Consider the following 20,331-nt stretch of genomic DNA (forward strand, 5'->3'; position numbering starts at 1 on the left):
GTTTTTGTACGAGAGCTTTATACCAATTTAATACCAAGGGACGTCAGTAAACTTACCGCTTCATATCGACAAAAGATGGCGTTTTTAATGGTGTTTTTCTTCACATCAATATCGTAGTTTGTCGCGCCGTTAAAATCTGCACCGGTCAGATCCGTGTTCACAAACAAACTGTTGGTTAAATCGGTGCCAGTAAAACGCGCACGGGAAATCCTTGCTTCTCGAAAATCCACGTCATGCGCTCGGCAATCTTCAAACACGACACCTGATAATTTCAAGCCGTAAAACGACGAGGCATTCACTAGACATTCTTTAAAAAATAACGGCGCACCGAGCTCCAAGCCACGCCAATAGGCTTTGGTCCAATCCACGCCCAGCACTCTAGATTCATAAAACTGTACATCTGAGAACTTGCTGTTTCTCACATTCACTGCCGTTAATTTGCACTTACGGAACTGACAATCTTTGAAAGTACAAGCATCAAAGAAGGCTTCACTGAAATCACAAGATTCAAATACGCAAGACTCAAATACCTTACGACTCACTTTGCCCTGCTCCATCGACAAATCCATAAAGGTCTTGCCATAAAAAGCCTCATCGTCCGGCAATACATGTTCCATTACACTCTCCCGTTACTAGAAAAACTAAAGTAACAAGAGATGTCTACGCGCTCAATCTAATAAGGCTATTTAGCTTAAAAAACCGTTCGCAAATCTTTTATTGCACATATGTGCAAAATGTCATCGCTTTGTCATAGAGGAAGATTATTGTTTAGAAAATTACATGTTTTTCTAAGGAATAACCTATGACCATCTTGCTCACCGCAGCAGAGCAAAAAAAGCCAAATATTTGGCGACGCGCAAGGCATTCATTTGCTGTTGCCCGACACGAGCCTGCCAATTTGATTGGTCTTGTTCTGGCTATTTTCTTTGCTTATTTGATTCTTGCACCTGTGCTCTCCATTCTCGTGGATTCCTTTATCGTGCAATCCGGAGACGAAGCCAGAACCCACCAAGACGAAGGCAGTTTCACTCTTTACTATATTGTTCGCACTCTGTACTCACGCATTTCTGAAATCCTTTTATGGCAACCTCTCTACAACACCTTAGACATTGCGGCCAGTACGGTGGTGTTTTCCATGAGTATTGGCGTAGCGCTGGCGTGGTTAGTGAATCGCACCAACATGGCAGGACGCGCTTGGTTCGCCACAGCACTGATTGTGCCTTTTATGTTGCCGACTTGGACCTTCGCTCTCGCTTGGACGACGATTTTTAAAAACCGTACTGTTGGCGGACAACCTGGCTGGCTAGAATCTTTAGGAATCACCACTTCAAACAGCGTGGCTTACGGCTATTTTCCCATCGTTTTTATCTTGGTTTTGCATTACACGCCCTTGGTCATTTTGATTGTCGGCAATGCGTTACGTCGCCTTGATTCGCAAATGGAAGACAGCGCTCGGGTACTTGGTGCGCCATCACGAACCATTGCTTTTTCTATTGTTCTGCCGTTAATTCGCCCTGCCTTAATGTCTGCCGCTTTATTGATTTTTGCCGATTGTATTGGCGAGTTCGCCGTGCCTTATATTTTAGGTTTACCAGTGCGCTATGACACCTTGGCAACTGGTTTGTATCGAGCGCTAGACACCCGTCAAAACGGCGTGGCTGCGGTCATTGCTGGCGTGATTATGATCATCGGTGTGATTACCTTACTGATTGATGTGCGCATGATGAAAGAGGCTCGCCGCTTCGTCACTGTTGGTGGTAAAGGCAATATGGACAGACTGCGCAAACTAGGCCGTATGCGCTTGCCAGCATCTGGCTTTGCGGGGGCCTTTGTATTGATCGGAGTAGTTCTGCCGTTGCTGACCTTATTCTTATCCACCATCATGATTTTGCCCGGCCGTTTTACACTGGAGAACTTCACCTTTGACTATTGGATTGGCAGTAATTTAGACACGGTTGCCCTACGCAATGGCATCTTGCTAACACCAGAATTTTGGCAGGCCGCGTGGAACACTATTGTCATTGTTGGCTCGTCTTCAATGATTTCTGGTGTGCTAGGTTTGCTGGTCGGTTACGCAGTATTACGCTGTTCATTCAAAGGCGTTGGCTCATTTTTACGCCAAATTACCTTCTTGCCCTATTTGGTTCCCGGCATTGCCTTTGCGGCGGCGTTTTTATCTTTGTTCGCTGTTTCGCGCGGCCCGATTCCAGCGCTGTACGGCACGCCAGCCATATTAATTATTGCTCTAGTGGCTTCCAAAATGCCCTTTGCCAGTCGATCAGGTATCGCTGCCATGACACAGCTGGGCAAGGAACCGGAAGAAGCGGCACGTATTGCTGGTGCCAACTGGTTTAGCCGCATGACTAAAATCATTATCCCAATACAAGCAGGGCCATTGGCAACGGGAATTCTGTTGCCTTTCATTTCCGGTATTAAGGGCGTCAGCCTATTCATTATCTTGGCGATTCCATCCACGGATGTTCTCACCACCTATTCACTGCGTTTACTCGATTACAACTACGACCAAGCCGCCAATGCGGTGGTCTTGATGATTGCACTTATCGCTTGGCTTGGCACCGTCTTGATCCAAAAGATCTCTGGTACTGGTTTGGCTCAAGGTCTGGAGAATTAATATGCCTACAATCTCATTAACCAATCTAACGAAATGCTACGACGGCAATACTGAACCTTCCGTTGACCAAGTATCACTGACAGTGGAAGACGGCGAATTCATGTGTTTGCTCGGCCCGTCGGGCTGTGGCAAAACGACGATTTTACGCATGATTGCCGGTATCGAACATTCCACCAGCGGCGAAATTGCCGTAGACGATTTGGTGGTCGATTCAGTTCACCAATCCTGTTTTATTCCACCGGAACAGCGCCGTATTGGTTTTGTATTTCAAAACTATGCCCTTTGGCCTCACATGACAGTAGAACGCAATGTGGACTTTGGTTTGCGCTTACAAAAAGTACCAGCCCAAGAGCGCAAAGAGCGCTGTTTGGATGTGATGAGCAAGCTACGCATTTTGGAATACGCAGACCGTTATCCGTCTCAATTGTCTGGCGGCCAGCAACAGCGTGTTGCCTTGGCACGTATGCTGGCGGTGAATCCAGGTGTGCTGCTCCTAGACGAGCCATTATCGAATCTAGATGCGACTCTGCGACTAGAAATGCGCGCCGAGCTACGTCGCTTACACCAAACTTTTGGTACCACGATTATTTTTGTTAGTCACGACCAATGGGAAGCCATGACGCTGGCCAACACCATTGCGGTGATGAATAAGGGACAACTACAGCAAATCGGCACACCCGATGAAATTTACGCCGAGCCAATTAATCGCTTTGTGGCGGAGTTCATTGGCAACCCAAAAATCAATATGATCAAGCTCACAGAATCATCGAGCGACCAAGTCGATATTGCCAACCATATCCTAGCAAGGTTAGAGGAAAGCAAACACGCTGAAGCCTGCGCAATTCGTCCTGAAGAAATTGTGCTATCCGATAAAGCCAATGCCAACACCTTGCCAATGACAATAGAAAACATCATGCCAACGGGTGGCAGTTGGGTGATTGAACTGAGTTTTGGTGATGACCGATTGTTTCACTCTACGCAATCACGTCCGGTATGGCGTGAAGGTGAGCAAGTTAATGCGTATTTACCTACCCAATCATTGCACTTTTTTGACCAAACAGGCCATCGTCTTGTACTGCCAGAAAGTCACATCGACTACACCAATGTGTTTACAAATATGACTCGTTCAAGCCAAGCACCAAATGCTCAACCTTTCGTTAATCAAGCATAGAAGACTCAAACTTAAACTCGAATCTAAGGACAATGTTATGACTTTCACCATGAAAAAAAGCCTTATTGCATTAACCGTTAGCCTAGCCTCACTTGGGTCTGTTTCTGCATCAGCAGCAGACTCGTTTGATCTTCAAGCATTAATCGCAGCCGCAAAACAAGAAGCACCGCTAACTGTGTATGATTCCACAGGGAAAATTGTTAAACAGGCGGAATCCTTCAGCAAAAAATACGGCATCCAAGCAACGGGGATTAAAGCGAAAGCCTCACAAATTCTCGAAATTGTCAGCCGTGAAGCGAAAGCCGGCAATGTGAAAGCCGACGTTGCCATTCTGGCCGATGCCCCTGCAGGTATAGAGCAGCTTTTATCAAAAGGTTATGTCACCAGCTGGGTTCCAAGCGATCTAGCTGAACACATTCCAGCAACCTACCAAAAGCCGCTTACTGTGGTTTTAGCTCCAAACATTTGGGCTTATAACACAGGCCTTTATGACTCCTGCCCAATCACCAATATTTGGCAACTGACCCAACCAGAGTGGCAAGGCAAAGTCGCCATGCAGGATCCGCTTGGCAAACCGTCTTACACGGATTGGTTTAATCAGCTAGCCACACACCACGACAAAGCCATGGCCGATGCCTATCAAACCGAATTCGGCAAACCATTAAAAACCAACGAAAGCAGCGCGACGGCAGCGTTCGTAAAAGCCCTCGCAGAAAACCGCCCATTGGTCACCAGTTCAGACACTGAAGCCGCCAACGCCGTTGGCGCACCAGATGTGAAGGATAGCTTTGTTGGCATGGTCAGCGCGGCTAAGTTCAGAAACAATAAAAATGGCATGAAGCTTGGCCTTTGTGCCGACATGGTGCCATTTAGTGGCTGGAGCTACCCAGGCTTAGGCTTTATCACCACAGGTACTAAGAGCCCTAACGCTGCGAAACTTTTTATTCGTTACATGATGACAGCTGAAGGCATAGCGCCACAGGGTGTTGACGGTAAAATGTCCACCAATCAGACCGTTAAACTGCCTGCTAACGAGCCTTCAGGCATTGATAAAGTGCGCGATCAAATCATGGGGTATGACGCATCCACAGCAAAATCGGATTGGGAAAGCCGTCAAGATTGGCAAGATCTGTGGAGCCTAAGCTTCAAGAATTAAACCGTAAAAGGCTTTAGCGATTATTACTAAGAATGAAATCAGTTGGGACGAATTTATCCCAACTGATTTATATATAACAAATAGAAAAGGATCCCTCCTTGACCCTCCACGACATCAAAGAAAGTGAATTAGAAAAACGTGAGACCGCTCTGCATGACATTACTCTTAGCGCAGGAGCATTAGCACTGGAACGCTATCACGCCAGAAAACCGGGCGACTTTACCATGAAAGGCCAGCAAGACTTTTTAACAGAAGCCGATGCGCTAGTAGAAGAACACATTCGTCAGGCTATTCATCGGCTTTTTCCTAACGATGGATTGCTTGGGGAAGAAACAGGAGGCTCAGTCACCAACCCATCCCTTTGGGTGGTTGACCCCATTGATGGCACGGCCAACTTCGCCCGTGGCATCGATCATTTTTGTATTTCCATTGCTTTTGTTCATAACGGCGAAACACTACTTGGTGCGATCTACAACCCTACGACAAACGAAATGTATGTAGCGCGCAAAGACCACTACGTCAGCAAAAATGGTCAGGCGCTGCGAGTTTCCACTATAACAGATACCCATAGCTCCTCCTTTGAATTAGGATGGTCTACACGGGTTCCCCAAGAAATCTACTTAGCAATCGTTTCTTCATTATTGGCAAGTGGCACCAATATTCGTCGTGGCGCATCTGGCGCGTTAGCATTGGCTTGGGTAGCAGAAGGTAGAACTGACGGCTACGCTGAATCACATATGAATGCATGGGATTGCTTAGCAGGTTTACTCATGGTGCGTGAAGCTGGCGGTCGAACAGGCGTTTACCCTCAGACTCACCAGGAGATAGCCCATGGCGGAGCCATTCTAGCCGTCGCTCCTGGTGTCGCGGAACAGTTTTCCAATGACACCATGATATCTTTGTCCACTAAGACACATAACCGAAAAGAAAATCAGTTTGGACTGACTGCCTAATCTGTTGATCCCATACAATGAAAGAGACAATTATGACCACCGAAAAAGTAAAAAAGCGCTACCCTCGTCCACCAATAAGCCTAATTGAGAGCAATATTCCGGGCTGGGGAGTGGATATCTACATTGGCGGCTCGACTGGTGTGGCAGACGCAGAACTACTTGAAAAACATAATATTAAAGTGGTGCTTAACTGCGCGATAAATCTAGATATTGACCTTGTAAACTCACAAGGGCCTAACCCACCGGAGCACCTGCTAAAGCATGGTTGGGCGCCTGTGCGTTATTACAAAATTGGCATGATCGATGGCCCTGGAAACCCTGAATCCATGATATTGGCAGGTTATCACTTAATGCGTTCAGCTCTAGATCAGGTACTGCCTGAAAAAGCCTCCTATAAAGTTCGTGAAAAAGGCAATATTTTGGTGAATTGTCGTGGTGGACGAAGTCGTTCCGTCACTATAGTTGCCCTATTTTTGCATTTAGAATATCCAGATCGCTACCCGACACTGGATTCTGCCATTGCACATATTCGGGAAAAACGAGAGCTTCACCCAGATGAATGGTATGAAACCCCAAAACCCGCCTTAATTCACCTAGCAGAACGTGCCGCCAGCATGGAAAAGGTACTGCGCGACGCGAGCTTTGGTCAGGATATGAGAAAAGCATGAAAAACCAGCAACCGAAAAATATCGCCAGCGCCGCAGAAGTAGCCAAACTCGCTGGCGTTTCTCGGTCTGCTGTTTCTCGCACCTTTACCCAAGGTGCGAGCGTCTCCAAAGACACTCGTGAACGTGTACTGGCTGCTGCTGCAGAGCTAAATTACCACGTCAATCATCTTGCCCGTGGCTTATCTAACGAGAAAAGCCGCCCCGTTTGTATTCTTGGTGCTAACCTGAATGCACCCTATCAAGCTAGCTTACTTGATGCCCTCACCCAGCGTTTGCAATTAGCTGGCCGGGCGGTGATGGTAATAAATACTTCTGGTGGTGAAGCCAGTGCTGATGCAGCATTAAGACAAACGTTAAATTATCGCGCATCGGCGACTATTGTGTTATCCGGCACTCCACAAACCACCTTGATTGAAACCTGTGTAAAGAGCGGCCAGCAAGTCATCCTTGTGAACCGTGCTGGACAGTTTGAAGGCACTGATCACATCAGTATCGACTATCAATCCGCCATGGCAGACGCTCATCACATGTTGCTACGAGCTGGTTGCACAAACCTTGCTGTTGTCTCGTCAACCATTCAATCACCCAGTTTACTGACTCGTGAAAAACTGTTTATTCAAGCCGCCGATAATGCTAAACAAGCATGTAGCTTGTTGCGAGCTGGGCCCACTAGCTATCAAACTGGTGTCGAAGCAGCACGACGTTTATTAGCCTCGCGTTACAGACCGGACGGCGTCTTTTGCGTTACTGATTTGATCGCCTGTGGTTTTATAGATGTTGCTAAAAATGAGTTTGGTTTACGAATTCCAGAAGACATCTGCATTGTCGGATTTGATGATATTGAACAGGCAAGTTGGCTTGGCTATCAGCTCACCACTTTTTCACAACCATTGGGTGCTATGGTCGATGCCATTTCAGAACTCTTGGAAAACGCCTCTGACAAAGCGCGTAACAAGCAACATTTAACCTTCCATGCACCACCCGTTTGGAGACATTCGGTTCGACCAAGCTAACCACATCGCCCCTTTTCTCTGTTAGTAAAGTCGAGCGATTTTGTTATTTTCTTCTCGATTGAAGCATCGTAACCTTTTTCGTTCGAGCTTTTTTATAGGGAGTGACCATGCTCAACAAAACACAAATCAAAGTACGCGGCTATCACCTAGACCTTTTCCAACATGTAAACAACGCGCGATATTTAGAGTTTATAGAAGAAGGACGCTGGGCTTTCTTTGATGAATTTTTCGAACGCGATGACTGGATGCAAGAAGATTTTGTTTGGCCCGTTGTTAATATCAATATCAACTTTAAATCGCAAGCCAATTTCGGTGACCTACTCGAGGTACAAACCCACTATACCAAGATAGGTAATCGCAGCATCACCATGAAGCAAACCATTGTAAAACTCCCTACCAATGAAATGGTTGTTGAAGCGGATGTGACCTATGTTTGTTTCTCCAAAGCCGCCAAAGCCGCTGTTCCTTTTCCTGATGACATCAGACAAAAAGTCGAGCAATCTATTGCATCTTTAAAGTAGCCATAAAGCCGGACTGATTTTTGTAAAACAATGTGCGAAATAAGTGAAAAGGTCGCGTATGGATTATGGAAAGCCTTGATTTTCATTGAGAAAATTCGCTCTGCCACTTAAGCTAAATGCTAACAAGGAGACATTAGCATGAAAGCAGAACGACTGAAAAACACTATTACGTTTCTCGTAATGATCTTAAGTATTCTGATCATATTGAGGCTGTACTTACCTTATTGGGCGCTTTATACAGTGAATCAAAAATTGTCTGATATGGGCGATTATTCGGGACACATAGAAAACGTCGACATAGATCTTTATCGAGGTGCGTATCAGCTGCACGAGCTGTCTGTTTCAAAAGTAAAAGGCACACACAAAGTGCCCTTTGTTCGTGCTGACAACATAGATATTGCATTAAGCTGGCACGCATTGTTTAAAGGCGAAATTCTTACTGATATCTCCCTAGATTCACCACAGGTCAACTTTGTCGACAGTGAAAAAGAAGATAACACCCAATCAGGCAAAGGTGGCGACTGGCAAGGCGTCGTCGAAGGGCTTATACCTATTACCATCAGTAAAATCAGCTTAAACAATGGCAACATTGCCTTTCGCAATTTCGAATCAGAACCTCCGGTTAATATTCAACTTACCGAACTTCACGCTAACGTTTCCAACCTAACCAATATCAGCGGACAAGACGGTAAACGTGTGGCGAGCTTAAACCTAGACGCAAAGTTACTTAATTCACCCTCTTTGGAAATGAACGCAGAGTTCGATCCTTTTGTCTCTGACGATTTTAATATCGCCTTAAAAACAGAATCTGTCTCACTGCCTTTGCTTAATGATTTTGCCCGAGCCTATGCCGGATTTGACTTTCGAGCAGGCACTGGTGAAGTTGTCAGCGAGCTAAAAGCAGAAAATGGAGAGCTAACTGGCTACGTAAAACCCTTATTTAAAAAAGTTGATATTCTGGATTGGCAACAAGATGCAGTAGAAGATGGCGATGGGCTATTCCAACTTTCTTGGGAAGGGTTAAGCGGCGGACTAACAGGCTTATTTACCAACAGCGATACGGACAAAGCCGCGACGATAATAGAGATCAATGGCTCACTAAATGACCCAGAAATCAGTGCTTTCGACGCAGTTTTAGAAGCATTGAAAAACGCTTTTATAGAAGCATTCGATAACAAGTTTGAAGGGCTTAAACCAAAGAGTGACTAGCTATCGTGTTCGAAGCGCTTTCCTAAGCCGACAACGTCATCATTGCCATAACCAATTGCTTTGTAAAATTCGATGACGGTTTGATTTGTATTACGGACTTGCAGATTTATTTTGGGACAGCCTTTGGCTGTGATTGATAATTCAACCTCTTTCATAATCGCCTGTCCGTAGCCTTTTCTTTGATGGTCTGGGCTAACAGCTAAATAGTTAATCCAGCCACGATGTCCTTCATAACCCCCCATTACCGTCGCAACCACGCTATTGTTTACGACTCCAACGAGAAACCTACCTTCAACTTGCGATCAATATCTTTATTAGGATCGTTCTGAGGAGCCACTAAACCACATTGATTCCATAGAGCAATCACTACTTTTCTGTCTTTTTCTTCATATGGGCGAATATTCATAACATTCAAAGACCTTCTATTTAGTCATGATCGATAATGCCTTCTCACCTCGCTTTAGGACCCAATACAAGTAAGCCACAACGATTAAATTAAACAGCAATACTGCAACGTTAACATGGCTAGGATTTTGATAAATAGCATAAAGCTCAAAGGGAATATAAAGTGAGCCACTGATGAAAGCGAACCACTCCGTCCAACGTAATTTATGCCATAAGCCATAGGCGATAACAAAGCGAAAACAGGCATACATTAGAGAGATAATTATCACTAATACATGATCTTGCTGAATGATTTTTTCAACGAAGGTTAACAGCAAATTAACATAATAGTTGTTTGGAGAGATGGGCCAGTTTTGCATTATCTGAGCCGCGAGCTGGTGTAGGTCTTGCTTAGCGATAACATTGACACTTAAGGCTAAACATAAGGCCAGTAGACCTTTTACTCCATCAACAACCGCAATTGCTTTTAAGCCTTCAAACTTCATAGGTTCGACTTTTTGATAAAAGAATCATCATACTAGAGTTGGATGACAAAAAAGTGATCGCGATATTGTTTCCTTCTTTGTTACCCGTGCTTGTAGAAAAGCAGTAATTTGCATAAAAAAGGCGAGCAAGACTAAAAGTCTGGCTCGCCTTAATAGAGCTTAGAAACGGCTACACTTTAAATTTATCTAAAGATCTCGCTTGTTCTACAGTAATCTCAACCATGGTTTCACACAGGACAGATTGACCTTGTGCAGCATCAGAAACAGATTGGCTAATATCACGAATATTCGTAGTATTACGGTTAATCTCATTGGATGTTGCACTTTGCTCTTCAGCGGCGGCAGCAATTTGAATAGTCATTTCATTGATTTCAATAATGCTCTTGCGAATTGCCTCCAAAGATACCTTAGCTTGGTCTGCAACCTGCTGAGTATTATTCGCATTTTTACGACTCTCCAGAATCGCTTTTTCGGCGCCTCTTACACCCGCTTGTAACTGTTGAATCATTTTCTTAATCTGTTCGGTAGACTCTTGAGTTTTAGACGCTAAAGTTCGAACTTCATCAGCAACGACAGCAAAGCCTCGGCCTTGCTCACCTGCGCGGGCCGCTTCAATGGCAGCATTCAGAGCCAGCAAGTTAGTCTGATCAGCGATATCAGTAATAACGGTTAAGATTGACTCTATGTTGTCGCTGTAACCCACTAGCTCATTAATCGTTGTTACTACATCGCCCATTTGATCTGTCAATTGAGCAATAGACGTTGTCGTTTTATCAACAATGACTTCACCTTCTTTCGCAGCCACGTCGGCTTGATTTGCTCGACTTGCTGCTGTTTGCGCGTTATCAGCAACATCATGCGCAGTGGCAGACATTTCATGCATTGCTGTCGCAAGTTGATCTAGTTCATTAAGCTGAGTATAAAGTTGTTTAGAAGATTCCACAGAAGATTCTGCAGTCTTATCAGTATTCTCGCGAATATGATGAGATTGATTTTTTACTTCACCAATTAAGCGCTGCAAATAATCAATAAATTTATTAAATTCACCCGATACATGACCAAATTCATCATCACTGGTAATCGCCAGACGCTTAGTTAAATCACCTTGCCCACCATTAATTTCTTCTAACGATTCATGCAAAGCGCGAAGTGGCTGCAATAAACGAGTCACAACAAAATACAGCACGATAGAAACAAGTAAGGCTGCGATTAATGTCCCCCAAAAAGCGATCCAACCAAATTCTCGCACACTAGCGAACAATTTATCTTCATCCAATACCACACCGACATACCAATCTGAGCCGTACAAATTAGGTAATGGACTGAAAGAAACATAAACAGGAGTATTGTCGGCCAGCCGTTTCTCTACCAAGTCTGTGCTTAATGTTGGCACACCGTCCTGAAGTAAACTAGAAACCGACTTACCGTTTAAACTTGCATTAGGATGACTAATGATTTTTCCATCTTTACTCAATAAAAATGCATAGCCAGTATTATTAAAGTTAAGTGCATTTACTGACGCAGAGACTGTTTTAAGGCTGATATCACCACCAAACGCCCCTTTAAAAGTGCCTTGATCACGAAAAGTAGCAGCGGCTGATATCAAGATTTCGCCTGTTACTGAATCAGGATACGGCTCAGTTAAAATCGTTTGCTTATGCTGTTGAGCAGTACTATACCAAGGGCGTTTACGCGCATCCCAGCCAGGTGGATTCCAATTAGGATCATTGGTGATCCGACTACCATTCGTATCCAAACCACCAAACAATAATAAAAATTCTTGCTTATTAATAGGCGCATCAAATGCTTTTTGAATCGTCTCTTGGCTAAAGTCTGCGTTTACCGTTTGAGCAATAACTTCAATCAAATTTATTTTGTTTTGTAGCCAATTATCTACCTGCAAAGCCAATGCTTTACTGCTCTCTTGAGTACTAGTAGTCGTTTTTTCCAATAGCGCACTTCTTAGACTACTGTATTGCAACCACGAATACAGTGAGAATGCCAAAACAACCACGACAGATGCACTCAAAACAACCTTATGAGATACCTTCATATACCACAGCCTTAATTAAGGAGTTAAATTTAGTATTTGGATAAAAAAATCAACACCATACGGTCAGTATCATATCTATTTTTTGTAATCTTCGGTAAAAATATATTAATTGGCTATAAAGCGATACTTTTTTGGTGTGTTTTTTTAACTATGTAATGAGCCCCATTAAAAAACCCCGCATTCCTTTCAGAAGCGGGGTTGGGTGTTGGTAACACCAATAAACGAAACTAAGAGATTAAGCTAGATCGAAACGATCCAACTCCATTACTTTACTCCATGCTGCAATAAAGTCTTTCACAAAACGTTCTTGTGAATCAGAGCATGCATATACCTCGGCAATAGCACGAAGCTGAGAGTTGGAACCAAACACGAGATCCGAACGTGTTGCAGTCCATAAGATCTTACCCGTTGTACGGTCACGACCTTGGAACTCCTCCTCTTCTTCAGAAGTAGCAAACCACTTGACTCCCATATCCAATAAATTCACAAAGAAATCATTGCTTAGTGCTTCTGGTTGCTTCGTCAACACACCATGCTGAGATTGACCTACATTGGCATTTAGCACACGTAAACCACCTAACAACACGGTCATTTCAGGTGCTGAAAGAGTTAACAGCTGCGCTCGGTCTACTAACATTTCTTCAGCAGACACAGTGTATTTACCTTTTATGTAATTACGGAAGCCATCTGCGGCAGGCTCAAGGAAAGCAAAGGATTCCACATCGGTTTGCTCTTGAGAGGCATCCGCACGACCTGGCGTAAATGGCACAGCCACATCATGACCGGCTGCTTTTGCTGCTTGCTCAACACCAACCGATCCACCCAAGACAATCAAGTCAGCAATAGAAACTTGCTTAGTTGAACTTTGGCTATTGAACTGGGTTTGAATACCTTCTAAAACAGACAATACTTTAGCAAGTTGTTCTGGCTGATTTACCGCCCAATCTTTTTGTGGCGCCAAACGAATACGAGCACCATTGGCGCCGCCACGCATATCTGAACCACGGTAAGTCGATGCAGAGGCCCAAGCCGTCGATACTAATTGAGCAACACTCAAACCAGACGCTTGGATTTGTGCTTTTAGATCGGCGATATCTTGATCATTAACTGATACATATGTCACCGCTGGAATCGGATCCTGCCACACCAACTCTTCTTGTGGCACCAAAGGCCCAAGGTACCGAGCCACTGGCCCCATATCACGGTGGGTCAATTTGTACCAAGCACGAGCAAACGCATCGGCAAGTTGGTCTGGATTTTCATAAAAACGTTTAGAAATTGGTGCGTAAATTGGATCATCACGCAATGCCAAATCGGATGTAAACATAATTGGCGCATGACGTTTAGATGAATCGTGAGCATCTGGAACAGAACCTGCCGCTGCGCCGCCTTTTGGAGTCCACTGCCAAGCGCCTGCTGGGCTCTTAGTCAATTCCCAATCGTATTCAAATAAGTTTTCGAAGTAACCGTTGTCCCAAGCAATTGGGCTCTTCGTCCACGCACCTTCAAGACCACTAGAAATCGTATCAGCACCTTTACCCGAACCCATACTGTTGTTCCAGCCAAAACCTTGCTCAGTAATACCTGCTGCTTCTGGGTCGTCACCCACTTGAGCAGCATCACCTGCACCGTGAGCTTTACCGAAAGTGTGACCACCAGCAATCAAGGCAACCGTTTCTTCGTCGTTCATCGCCATACGAGCAAAAGTGTCACGGATATCACGAGCAGAAGCTAGGGTATCTGGTTTGCCATCGGGTCCTTCTGGGTTGACATAAATTAAACCCATTTGAACGGCAGCTAACGGATCTTCAAGCTCACGATCGCCAGTGTAACGTTCGTCATCTAGCCATGTTTTCTCGGTTCCCCAGTAAATATCTTCTTCTGGTTGCCATACATCAACGCGACCACCAGCAAAACCGAACGTTTTGAAGCCCATGGATTCTAATGCACAGTTACCAGCTAAGATCATCAAGTCTGCCCAAGAGATCTTGCGGCCGTACTTTTGTTTAATAGGCCAAAGTAAACGACGCGCTTTGTCTAAGTTAACGTTATCCGGCCAGCTGTTTAATGGTGCAAAACGCTGAGTACCTGACGTCGCGCCGCCACGACCATCGGCCGTACGATAAGTACCCGCGCTGTGCCAAGCCATACGAATGAAAAATGGACCATAGTGACCGTAATCGGCAGGCCACCAATCTTGAGAGTCTGTCATCAGGGCAAACAAATCTTGGCGAAGCGCTTCAAGATCCAAACTATTAAATTCTGTGGCGTAATCAAAATCTTCGCCCATTGGGTTAGATTTTAGTGAATGCTGGTGCAAAATATTTAAATTCAACTGATTCGGCCACCAGTCTTTATTGGATGTACCACGGCCAGATGATTGGTTTGCACTTGCGGCACCGTGATTAAAAGGACATTTACCTTCGTTAGACATAACGCTCTCTCCTGCTTGCTGCTTAGAACATTTTATTTTCAGTAACGCTTGATTAACTATAGTTATAAACTTTAAAAGAGTGAGTAACTAATAAATAAAAACTAAGAAGATAATAGTCTAGTTCATCCTCTTCTTTTCCTTGCTACCAACTGGTGCACTCTAAGGGTATAAAATAAGCATCTAGAGGTTATTAAAACTAGCCATTGTGTAAACCGCCCAACCTTTTGGCAGCATTCTTAGTTATCTCGCCATAAACTAATTTAAGAAATAGCATTAACCCAGAACTGGTTCGCAAGTTGCTTGTAAAAGCCAAGGAACAAATCTCAATCATTACGGGAAACGACTATGACGCAATCAGATTATCCATTAATTGAAGTACCTCAAAATAAACGCAGAGGATTGCTGCCAATGGCAGTCATCCTGCTGGGGTTCACTTTTTTTACCGCTACCATGTGGGCTGGCGGCACATTAGGAACCGCGTTTTCATTTTCAGAATTACTCTTGGTTATTTTAGTCGGGAATTTTCTTCTTGGCCTTTACGCTTCTTGTTTAGCGTTCATTGCTTACAAAAGTGGCTTAAACAGCGTATTGATGGGGCGATTTTGCTTTGGTGAAATAGGCAGTAAGTTAGCCGATTTCATTCTTGGTTTTACGCAAATTGGTTGGTATGCATGGGGCACAGCAACACTGGCGATTGTTCTGGTTAAAATAACGGCCATCCCAGAAGCATGGCAAACGCCTTTAATGATTTTGTTCGGCATGGCTTTTTGTATTACCGCCATGATTGGCTTCCGCGGTATGGACATCTTGTCCAGAATAGCCGTACCAGCCATGCTTATTTTCATCTTAATTAGTCTTTACACAGGCTTGGTCGATGTTGGTGGTGTATCGGCTTTATTGAATATTGAACCAACACAAAGTTTAAGTTTCACGGCCGCTATCACGATTGTCATTGGCACCTTTGTTAGTGGTGCTACTCAAGCCACAAACTGGAGCCGATTTGCTAATAGCGGAAAAGTTGCCATCTGGGCCACTATGGGAGCTTTCTTTTTAGGCAATGGCCTAATGGTGTTAACTGGTGCGCTTGGTACGTTAATTTATCAACAAGCCGATATTGTAGACGTGATGCTGGCACAGGGTTTTATGGTGCTTGCAGTGCTGATGCTGTTTCTCAATATTTGGACAACTCAGGACAACACTATTTACAACTTTGCCGTTGCTGGATGTAACCTGCTGCGAACCGATAAACGTCGTGTTATCACTGTCGCTGGTGCTGCTATTGGTACCGTCATGGCTGTATTTGGAATGTATAACTTCTTAATTCCTTTTCTCGTTCTATTAGGGACTTTTATTCCGCCAATTGGTGGTGTCATCATGGCAGATTTTTGGTTACGTCATAAAGGCCAATACCCATTATTAGCCGATACTCAATTGCCCGCATTTAATTGGATTGGTCTTGGCTCTTATGCCATCGCATCCGCTGCTGCTTATACAACGCCTGTGATGCCTCCAATCGTTGGCGTCTTTGTCGCTGTATTAAGTTATGGCGTATTATCTTTGCTATCTCGTCGTCAGACTGCCACCGTTCTAGGAAATTAATGAGTATTTGTTGCGCAGACATCCCTCACCTACCAGGCCTGGAAAGCATCATCTTTCGGGCTGGTTTAACTGGAGGCCAACGAATTGTTCGTTGGCCTTATGTTGCAGAAAACGATTCAATTCAGCCTTGGGTCAGTGGCGGTGAGCTGGTTTTTGTCACGGGAATTAACCACCGTCGTAACGAGAGAAACCTCTGCCAATTAGTAAAAGAAGCAATCGCTAGCAATGTTGCTGGATTGGTTATTTTAACTGGTCAAGAGTATATCCAGCAAATTCCTAACAGTGTGTTAGAGCTTGCCAATCAATACCAACTGCCTATTTTAGAACAACCTTATAGCCTAAAAATGGTATTCGTCACTGAAGTTATCAGTAACGCTATCGTTCAAGACAACCTATTAGGAAAATCGGTTCGCCTGTTTTTAACTAAGTTAATCAATGGTTTTGATCAGGCTCCGGAATTAATACATTTGCGCGCTGGTGATTTAGGGATTAGCGATAACCACCCTTTCACCACATTGGCATTAAGAATTAATTATCTACATCCCAATACAGACACTGAAAATTATCAGTTAATGCAAGTTAACCATGAACTAGAGCTGCATTTAGGTGGCATTCTGAAACGTAGAGGAATTGAGTGGCCTGTCCTTAATTATGACAAAGACTTATTGGTTATTTGGCCTTTGAGTGAAAATGGCACATCAGAACTCTATAAGGAATTAGAACAAATCCTAGGCTTACTACAAAAACGCTTTCCGGAGCATGTTATATGTATTGGAGTAAGCGAACGAAAAACAGGATTAGATAAGTTATCGGATGCCACGGAACAAGCCAGACAAGCCTTGCAGTTCGCTGTCAAACACCATCATCAACGCATTTTCTTCTACGAACAACTAGGCATTGCCCGTTTGTATGCTGCTATTCCTAATCGTGGTTTACTTGCGGAATTCTGTAAACAACACCTTGGCGAGTTATGTTTTGCTCGAGACGAAACCACCCTCGAAATGAAAAACACGCTGAACCATTACTTTAATCATTTTGGTCATTTACAACAAACGGCCGACACAATGGGACTTCACAGGAATACTCTAAGTTACCGCCTTAATAAAATAGAGCTGCGCCTAGGTTATTCTTTACAAGACTCTTTTTTACGACTCAATTTACAAAACGCACTACTTATTGAACAAGTATTGTTCCATCATCACAACATCGAAGAAAAGGCAGACATGCCTGATCTGCAACATGACTGAGGTTTTTATGCATATCATTAACGCCCGTTTACGCCAACGTCCAGAACTGTTTTCTATTTATATTGACCAAGGCCAGTTCAGTAAGATTGAAATTCAACAAGACACCTTAGCTGCATCAGAAGACACCATTGACGCCAATGGAAACCTAGTTTGTGCGCCTTTTGTTGAGCCACATATTCATCTTGATGCTGCGTTAACGGCAGGCGAACCGGAATGGAATCAAAGCGGTACTTTATTCGAAGGTATTGAGCGCTGGAGCCAACGAAAGCCAATGTTGAATGAAGCCGATATCCGACGCCGCGCGCTATCAACAATAGAATTATTAGTACAAAACGGTGTACAAGCCATTCGAACTCATGCTGATACCACAGACCCAACACTAATAGGCGTTCGCACTCTTTGTGCGCTTCGTGATGAGCTAAAAGACAAAATCGACTTACAAGTGGTGGCCTTCCCACAAGATGGCATGCTGTCTTACCCAAATGGTTTAAAGCTGATGGAAGAAGCCTTAGAAATAGGTGCCGATGTGGTCGGCGGGATTCCACATTTTGAATACACTCGTGAATTGGGTGAGAAATCAGTCAAACTCATCATTGAACTTGCCAAGAAATACGATCGCTTGATTGACGTACATTGTGATGAAATCGATGATCCAAACTCTCGTTTTTTAGAGTTTCTTGCCTGCGAAGCCTTATTTCACGATATGGGCTCTAAAGTCACTGCAAGTCATACCACAGCAATGCATTCATACGACAACGCATACTGTTCGAAGCTATTTCGATTATTGAAGAATTCCGGTATTAACTTTATCTCCTGCCCAACCGAAAGCATTCACTTACAAGGTCGTTTTGATAGCTACCCGAAACGTCGCGGCGTAACGAGAGTCAAAGAGTTGCGCGAAGCCGACATTAACGTCTGTCTCGGACAAGATTCGATCTTCGATCCTTGGTATTCACTCGGTAATGGCAAGCTGCTTCGTACGTTGGACTACGCCATGCACATCTGCCAAATGATGGGATATCAGGACTACGCCCGCGCTCTGGATATGATCACAGACAACAGCGCGAAAACTATGTGCTTACAAGGTTATGGCATTGAAGTAGGCAATACAGCGAACTTTATCTTATTGGAAGGTCATGATGACTACAGCGTACTGCGCCGTCAGGGTGAAGTATTACTTTCCGTTCGCCATGGCAATATTATTATGGAGCGCAAACCCTCTCAACTAATCACTCAACCTTGGGTTACTGAATAAGTACGTAAACAATTAGCGAAAAGCAATCACGTAAAAATAGGTGGTAAGTATCTTCATACGCCACCTATTTCGACTCTTTCGAACGTTTGAAGTCAAAACAATACCATAATGAAGAAATAAATCCATTTAGATCAAAAAGTAACCAGTATTTTTTTGCGCTAATAAACATCCTTTCCTAGACTTTAATTATCTTAAAGAATGATAAAGGATTACAAATGCGCATCCACTCTATTCGCATCAAGATGATGCTACCAATCGTCTTTCTCTCAATAATTCTAATATCCCTTTTTGTTTTCATGATGCTAATGAGCAACATGCAAAAAAATAGTATGAAGCTGCAGGCTGAACACTATTTTGAAGCAATTTCAGAAGTATTAAACGCAGACAGAGATATTTACCAAGCCAGATTAGCACAGGAAAAAATGCTCGATGGTGAAGGCCCTAAAGAGGCAGACGAAGAAGATTTTAGAGATAATGCTCAACAAGTATTCGACCGTTTTCAGCTTTATAGACAGTACCTTGAAGATGAGCCAAAAGACCTCTTAACCCCCTTTGAGTCCTTTAACACGCTCTACAATGAGTGGCTTACTTCAAGTGAAAGACTCATCTCCACATCCAAAGGAAGCACTCAGTTTTCAGAGAAAATGATCAGTTTAGATAATAAATTTCTCGTTATTCGAAATATGCTCGATGAAGCAGGAGAACTACTACGAACACACATCCATAACTCCAAAGATCAAATAGGCTCCGCCGAAGAGCTTAATAATTACGTAGAGGCCATAACAGAAGTATTAAATGCAGACAGAGACTTATATCAAGCACGCTTGGCCCAACAAAAAATAATTAATCATGTAGGAAGTAGTGAAGAAAACAAGGAAGAATTTAATATAAATGCAGCCCAGGCATTAGAAAGGTTTAGAGCATACCGTGGCCATCTAATTGATGAACCGGAGCTAACACAACCTTATAGTAAATTTGATGTGCTTTTTGATGAATGGTTTGAAGAAAGCCTAGTTCATTTAAATTCTCCTGAAGCTCAAATTTCTAACAAACTCCCTCAAGAAATAATTAATGCAGACGCAAAATTTGAAGCGATTCGAAGCCTGTTAGACAAAGCTGGTGAAGCAGTAAGAAATCATTCAAGAGAGATAGAGAGCAACAACGCAAACAATATTGCCCGTAACCAAAAATTTGCCATGATAGTGACCTCTATTGCTTTTGTGATTGCTTTACTACTTGGTTACTTCATCCCACTGAAAATTACCAAAAATGTCGAAAATATGGGGCGCCGTATTAAAGAAATCGCTGAAGGTGATGGAGATTTAACGCAACGAATTGACTCTACTTCCAAAGATGAACTCGGAGACCTAGCCAAAGAGTTTGATGGTTTTGTAGAGCAACTTAGGTCAATCATTAGCAATATACATAAACAGTCTGAATCGCCACTAATTAGCTAGACACCTTTTAGTTAGATAAAATGATCTAAGTGAGAGGTATTTATGAGCAAAGTACGTTACCCAGAACAATTCA

At 43.6% G+C, this 20,331-nt stretch carries 18 protein-coding genes; 12 read left to right on the forward strand and 6 right to left on the reverse strand.

The genetic code is table 11. From position 1 onward, the window contains the following. Positions 1-17: 17 nt before the first annotated feature. Positions 18-617 (reverse strand): pentapeptide repeat-containing protein, encoded by a 600-nt coding sequence (locus tag DFP77_RS11735; protein ID WP_114412474.1) that lies wholly within the window; start codon positions 615-617, stop codon positions 18-20. 185 nt (positions 618-802) lie between these two features. Here DFP77_RS11735 and DFP77_RS11740 point away from each other — a divergent pair, with 185 nt between their 5' ends. The 8 genes from DFP77_RS11740 (at position 803) to DFP77_RS11775 (ending at position 9,323) form a co-directional block, all read left to right on the forward strand. Beyond that, complete coding sequence (locus DFP77_RS11740; protein WP_114412475.1) at positions 803-2,632, forward strand: ABC transporter permease; 1,830 nt, start codon at positions 803-805, stop codon at positions 2,630-2,632. A gap of 1 nt (position 2,633) precedes the next feature. Then, positions 2,634-3,803, forward strand: a complete 1,170-nt coding sequence (locus DFP77_RS11745) for an ABC transporter ATP-binding protein (RefSeq protein WP_114412476.1) — start codon at positions 2,634-2,636, stop codon at positions 3,801-3,803. A 37-nt stretch (positions 3,804-3,840) separates the two neighbouring features. Next, positions 3,841-4,959, forward strand: coding sequence for an ABC transporter substrate-binding protein (locus DFP77_RS11750; RefSeq protein WP_114412477.1), 1,119 nt, complete (start codon positions 3,841-3,843; stop codon positions 4,957-4,959). A gap of 98 nt (positions 4,960-5,057) precedes the next feature. After that, positions 5,058-5,912: an inositol monophosphatase family protein gene (locus DFP77_RS11755; RefSeq protein WP_114412478.1), complete on the forward strand. Its 855-nt coding sequence runs from the start codon at positions 5,058-5,060 to the stop codon at positions 5,910-5,912. A 32-nt stretch (positions 5,913-5,944) separates the two neighbouring features. Then, the gene (locus tag DFP77_RS11760) at positions 5,945-6,580 is read left to right on the forward strand and encodes a dual specificity protein phosphatase family protein (RefSeq protein ID WP_114412479.1); all 636 of its coding nucleotides are present in this window, start codon (positions 5,945-5,947) and stop codon (positions 6,578-6,580) included. Then, positions 6,577-7,593, forward strand: a complete 1,017-nt coding sequence (locus DFP77_RS11765) for a LacI family DNA-binding transcriptional regulator (protein ID WP_114412480.1) — start codon at positions 6,577-6,579, stop codon at positions 7,591-7,593. Before DFP77_RS11760 ends, DFP77_RS11765 begins: the two co-directional genes overlap by 4 nt. Before the next feature lie 107 nt (positions 7,594-7,700). Beyond that, the gene (locus DFP77_RS11770) at positions 7,701-8,114 is read left to right on the forward strand and encodes an acyl-CoA thioesterase (protein ID WP_114412481.1); all 414 of its coding nucleotides are present in this window, start codon (positions 7,701-7,703) and stop codon (positions 8,112-8,114) included. Positions 8,115-8,252: 138 nt separating this feature from the next. Beyond that, on the forward strand, positions 8,253-9,323 hold the full coding sequence (locus tag DFP77_RS11775) for a DUF748 domain-containing protein (RefSeq protein ID WP_114412482.1): 1,071 nt from the start codon (positions 8,253-8,255) through the stop codon (positions 9,321-9,323). Here the strand turns inward: DFP77_RS11775 and DFP77_RS19815 are convergent. The 5 genes from DFP77_RS19815 to katG all read right to left on the reverse strand — a co-directional run bounded on the left by DFP77_RS19815 (position 9,320) and on the right by katG (position 14,700). Next, positions 9,320-9,580 (reverse strand): GNAT family N-acetyltransferase, encoded by a 261-nt coding sequence (locus DFP77_RS19815; protein WP_258861154.1) that lies wholly within the window; start codon positions 9,578-9,580, stop codon positions 9,320-9,322. The genes DFP77_RS11775 and DFP77_RS19815 overlap by 4 nt on opposite strands. A gap of 8 nt (positions 9,581-9,588) precedes the next feature. Further along, a complete protein-coding gene (locus DFP77_RS19820; protein WP_258861155.1) occupies positions 9,589-9,729 on the reverse strand; it encodes a GNAT family N-acetyltransferase in 141 nt (46 codons plus the stop codon). A 16-nt stretch (positions 9,730-9,745) separates the two neighbouring features. Next, the gene (locus DFP77_RS11785) at positions 9,746-10,213 is read right to left on the reverse strand and encodes a DUF2127 domain-containing protein (protein WP_114412483.1); all 468 of its coding nucleotides are present in this window, start codon (positions 10,211-10,213) and stop codon (positions 9,746-9,748) included. Positions 10,214-10,382: 169 nt separating this feature from the next. Further along, positions 10,383-12,266, reverse strand: coding sequence for a methyl-accepting chemotaxis protein (locus tag DFP77_RS11790; protein WP_114412484.1), 1,884 nt, complete (start codon positions 12,264-12,266; stop codon positions 10,383-10,385). A 235-nt stretch (positions 12,267-12,501) separates the two neighbouring features. Next, positions 12,502-14,700, reverse strand: a complete 2,199-nt coding sequence (gene katG / locus DFP77_RS11795; RefSeq protein WP_114412485.1) for a catalase/peroxidase HPI — start codon at positions 14,698-14,700, stop codon at positions 12,502-12,504. 345 nt (positions 14,701-15,045) lie between these two features. Here katG and codB point away from each other — a divergent pair, with 345 nt between their 5' ends. The 4 genes from codB (at position 15,046) to DFP77_RS11815 (ending at position 20,258) form a co-directional block, all read left to right on the forward strand. Beyond that, entirely contained in the window at positions 15,046-16,299 is a 1,254-nt protein-coding gene (gene codB / locus DFP77_RS11800) for a cytosine permease (RefSeq protein WP_114412486.1), read from the forward strand. Next, positions 16,299-17,546, forward strand: coding sequence for a PucR family transcriptional regulator (locus DFP77_RS11805; protein ID WP_114412487.1), 1,248 nt, complete (start codon positions 16,299-16,301; stop codon positions 17,544-17,546). The genes codB and DFP77_RS11805 overlap by 1 nt, the downstream gene beginning before the upstream one ends. A gap of 7 nt (positions 17,547-17,553) precedes the next feature. Then, complete coding sequence (gene codA / locus DFP77_RS11810; protein ID WP_114412493.1) at positions 17,554-18,801, forward strand: cytosine deaminase; 1,248 nt, start codon at positions 17,554-17,556, stop codon at positions 18,799-18,801. Between the two features lie 305 nt (positions 18,802-19,106). Beyond that, entirely contained in the window at positions 19,107-20,258 is a 1,152-nt protein-coding gene (locus DFP77_RS11815) for a HAMP domain-containing protein (protein WP_258861156.1), read from the forward strand. The last annotated feature ends 73 nt before the right edge of the window (positions 20,259-20,331 follow it).

This window comes from Marinomonas foliarum, assembly GCF_003337275.1.
GTDB lineage: Bacteria > Pseudomonadota > Gammaproteobacteria > Pseudomonadales > Marinomonadaceae > Marinomonas > Marinomonas foliarum.

Excerpts from the sequence above, each read along its gene's own strand:
- DFP77_RS11760 (WP_114412479.1), top strand. The coding sequence starts at position 5,945 with ATGACCACCGAAAAAGTAAAAAAGCGCTACCCTCGTCCACCAATAAGC.
- DFP77_RS11805 (WP_114412487.1), top strand. The coding sequence starts at position 16,299 with ATGAGTATTTGTTGCGCAGACATCCCTCACCTACCAGGCCTGGAAAGC.
- codA (WP_114412493.1), top strand. The coding sequence starts at position 17,554 with ATGCATATCATTAACGCCCGTTTACGCCAACGTCCAGAACTGTTTTCT.
- DFP77_RS11775 (WP_114412482.1), top strand. The coding sequence starts at position 8,253 with ATGAAAGCAGAACGACTGAAAAACACTATTACGTTTCTCGTAATGATC.
- codB (WP_114412486.1), top strand. The coding sequence starts at position 15,046 with ATGACGCAATCAGATTATCCATTAATTGAAGTACCTCAAAATAAACGC.
- DFP77_RS11745 (WP_114412476.1), top strand. The coding sequence starts at position 2,634 with ATGCCTACAATCTCATTAACCAATCTAACGAAATGCTACGACGGCAAT.
- DFP77_RS11735 (WP_114412474.1), bottom strand. The coding sequence starts at position 617 with ATGGAACATGTATTGCCGGACGATGAGGCTTTTTATGGCAAGACCTTT.
- DFP77_RS11740 (WP_114412475.1), top strand. The coding sequence starts at position 803 with ATGACCATCTTGCTCACCGCAGCAGAGCAAAAAAAGCCAAATATTTGG.
- DFP77_RS19820 (WP_258861155.1), bottom strand. The coding sequence starts at position 9,729 with ATGAATATTCGCCCATATGAAGAAAAAGACAGAAAAGTAGTGATTGCT.
- DFP77_RS11785 (WP_114412483.1), bottom strand. The coding sequence starts at position 10,213 with ATGAAGTTTGAAGGCTTAAAAGCAATTGCGGTTGTTGATGGAGTAAAA.
- DFP77_RS11815 (WP_258861156.1), top strand. The coding sequence starts at position 19,107 with ATGAGCAACATGCAAAAAAATAGTATGAAGCTGCAGGCTGAACACTAT.
- DFP77_RS11765 (WP_114412480.1), top strand. The coding sequence starts at position 6,577 with ATGAAAAACCAGCAACCGAAAAATATCGCCAGCGCCGCAGAAGTAGCC.
- DFP77_RS11750 (WP_114412477.1), top strand. The coding sequence starts at position 3,841 with ATGACTTTCACCATGAAAAAAAGCCTTATTGCATTAACCGTTAGCCTA.
- katG (WP_114412485.1), bottom strand. The coding sequence starts at position 14,700 with ATGTCTAACGAAGGTAAATGTCCTTTTAATCACGGTGCCGCAAGTGCA.
- DFP77_RS11790 (WP_114412484.1), bottom strand. The coding sequence starts at position 12,266 with ATGAAGGTATCTCATAAGGTTGTTTTGAGTGCATCTGTCGTGGTTGTT.
- DFP77_RS11770 (WP_114412481.1), top strand. The coding sequence starts at position 7,701 with ATGCTCAACAAAACACAAATCAAAGTACGCGGCTATCACCTAGACCTT.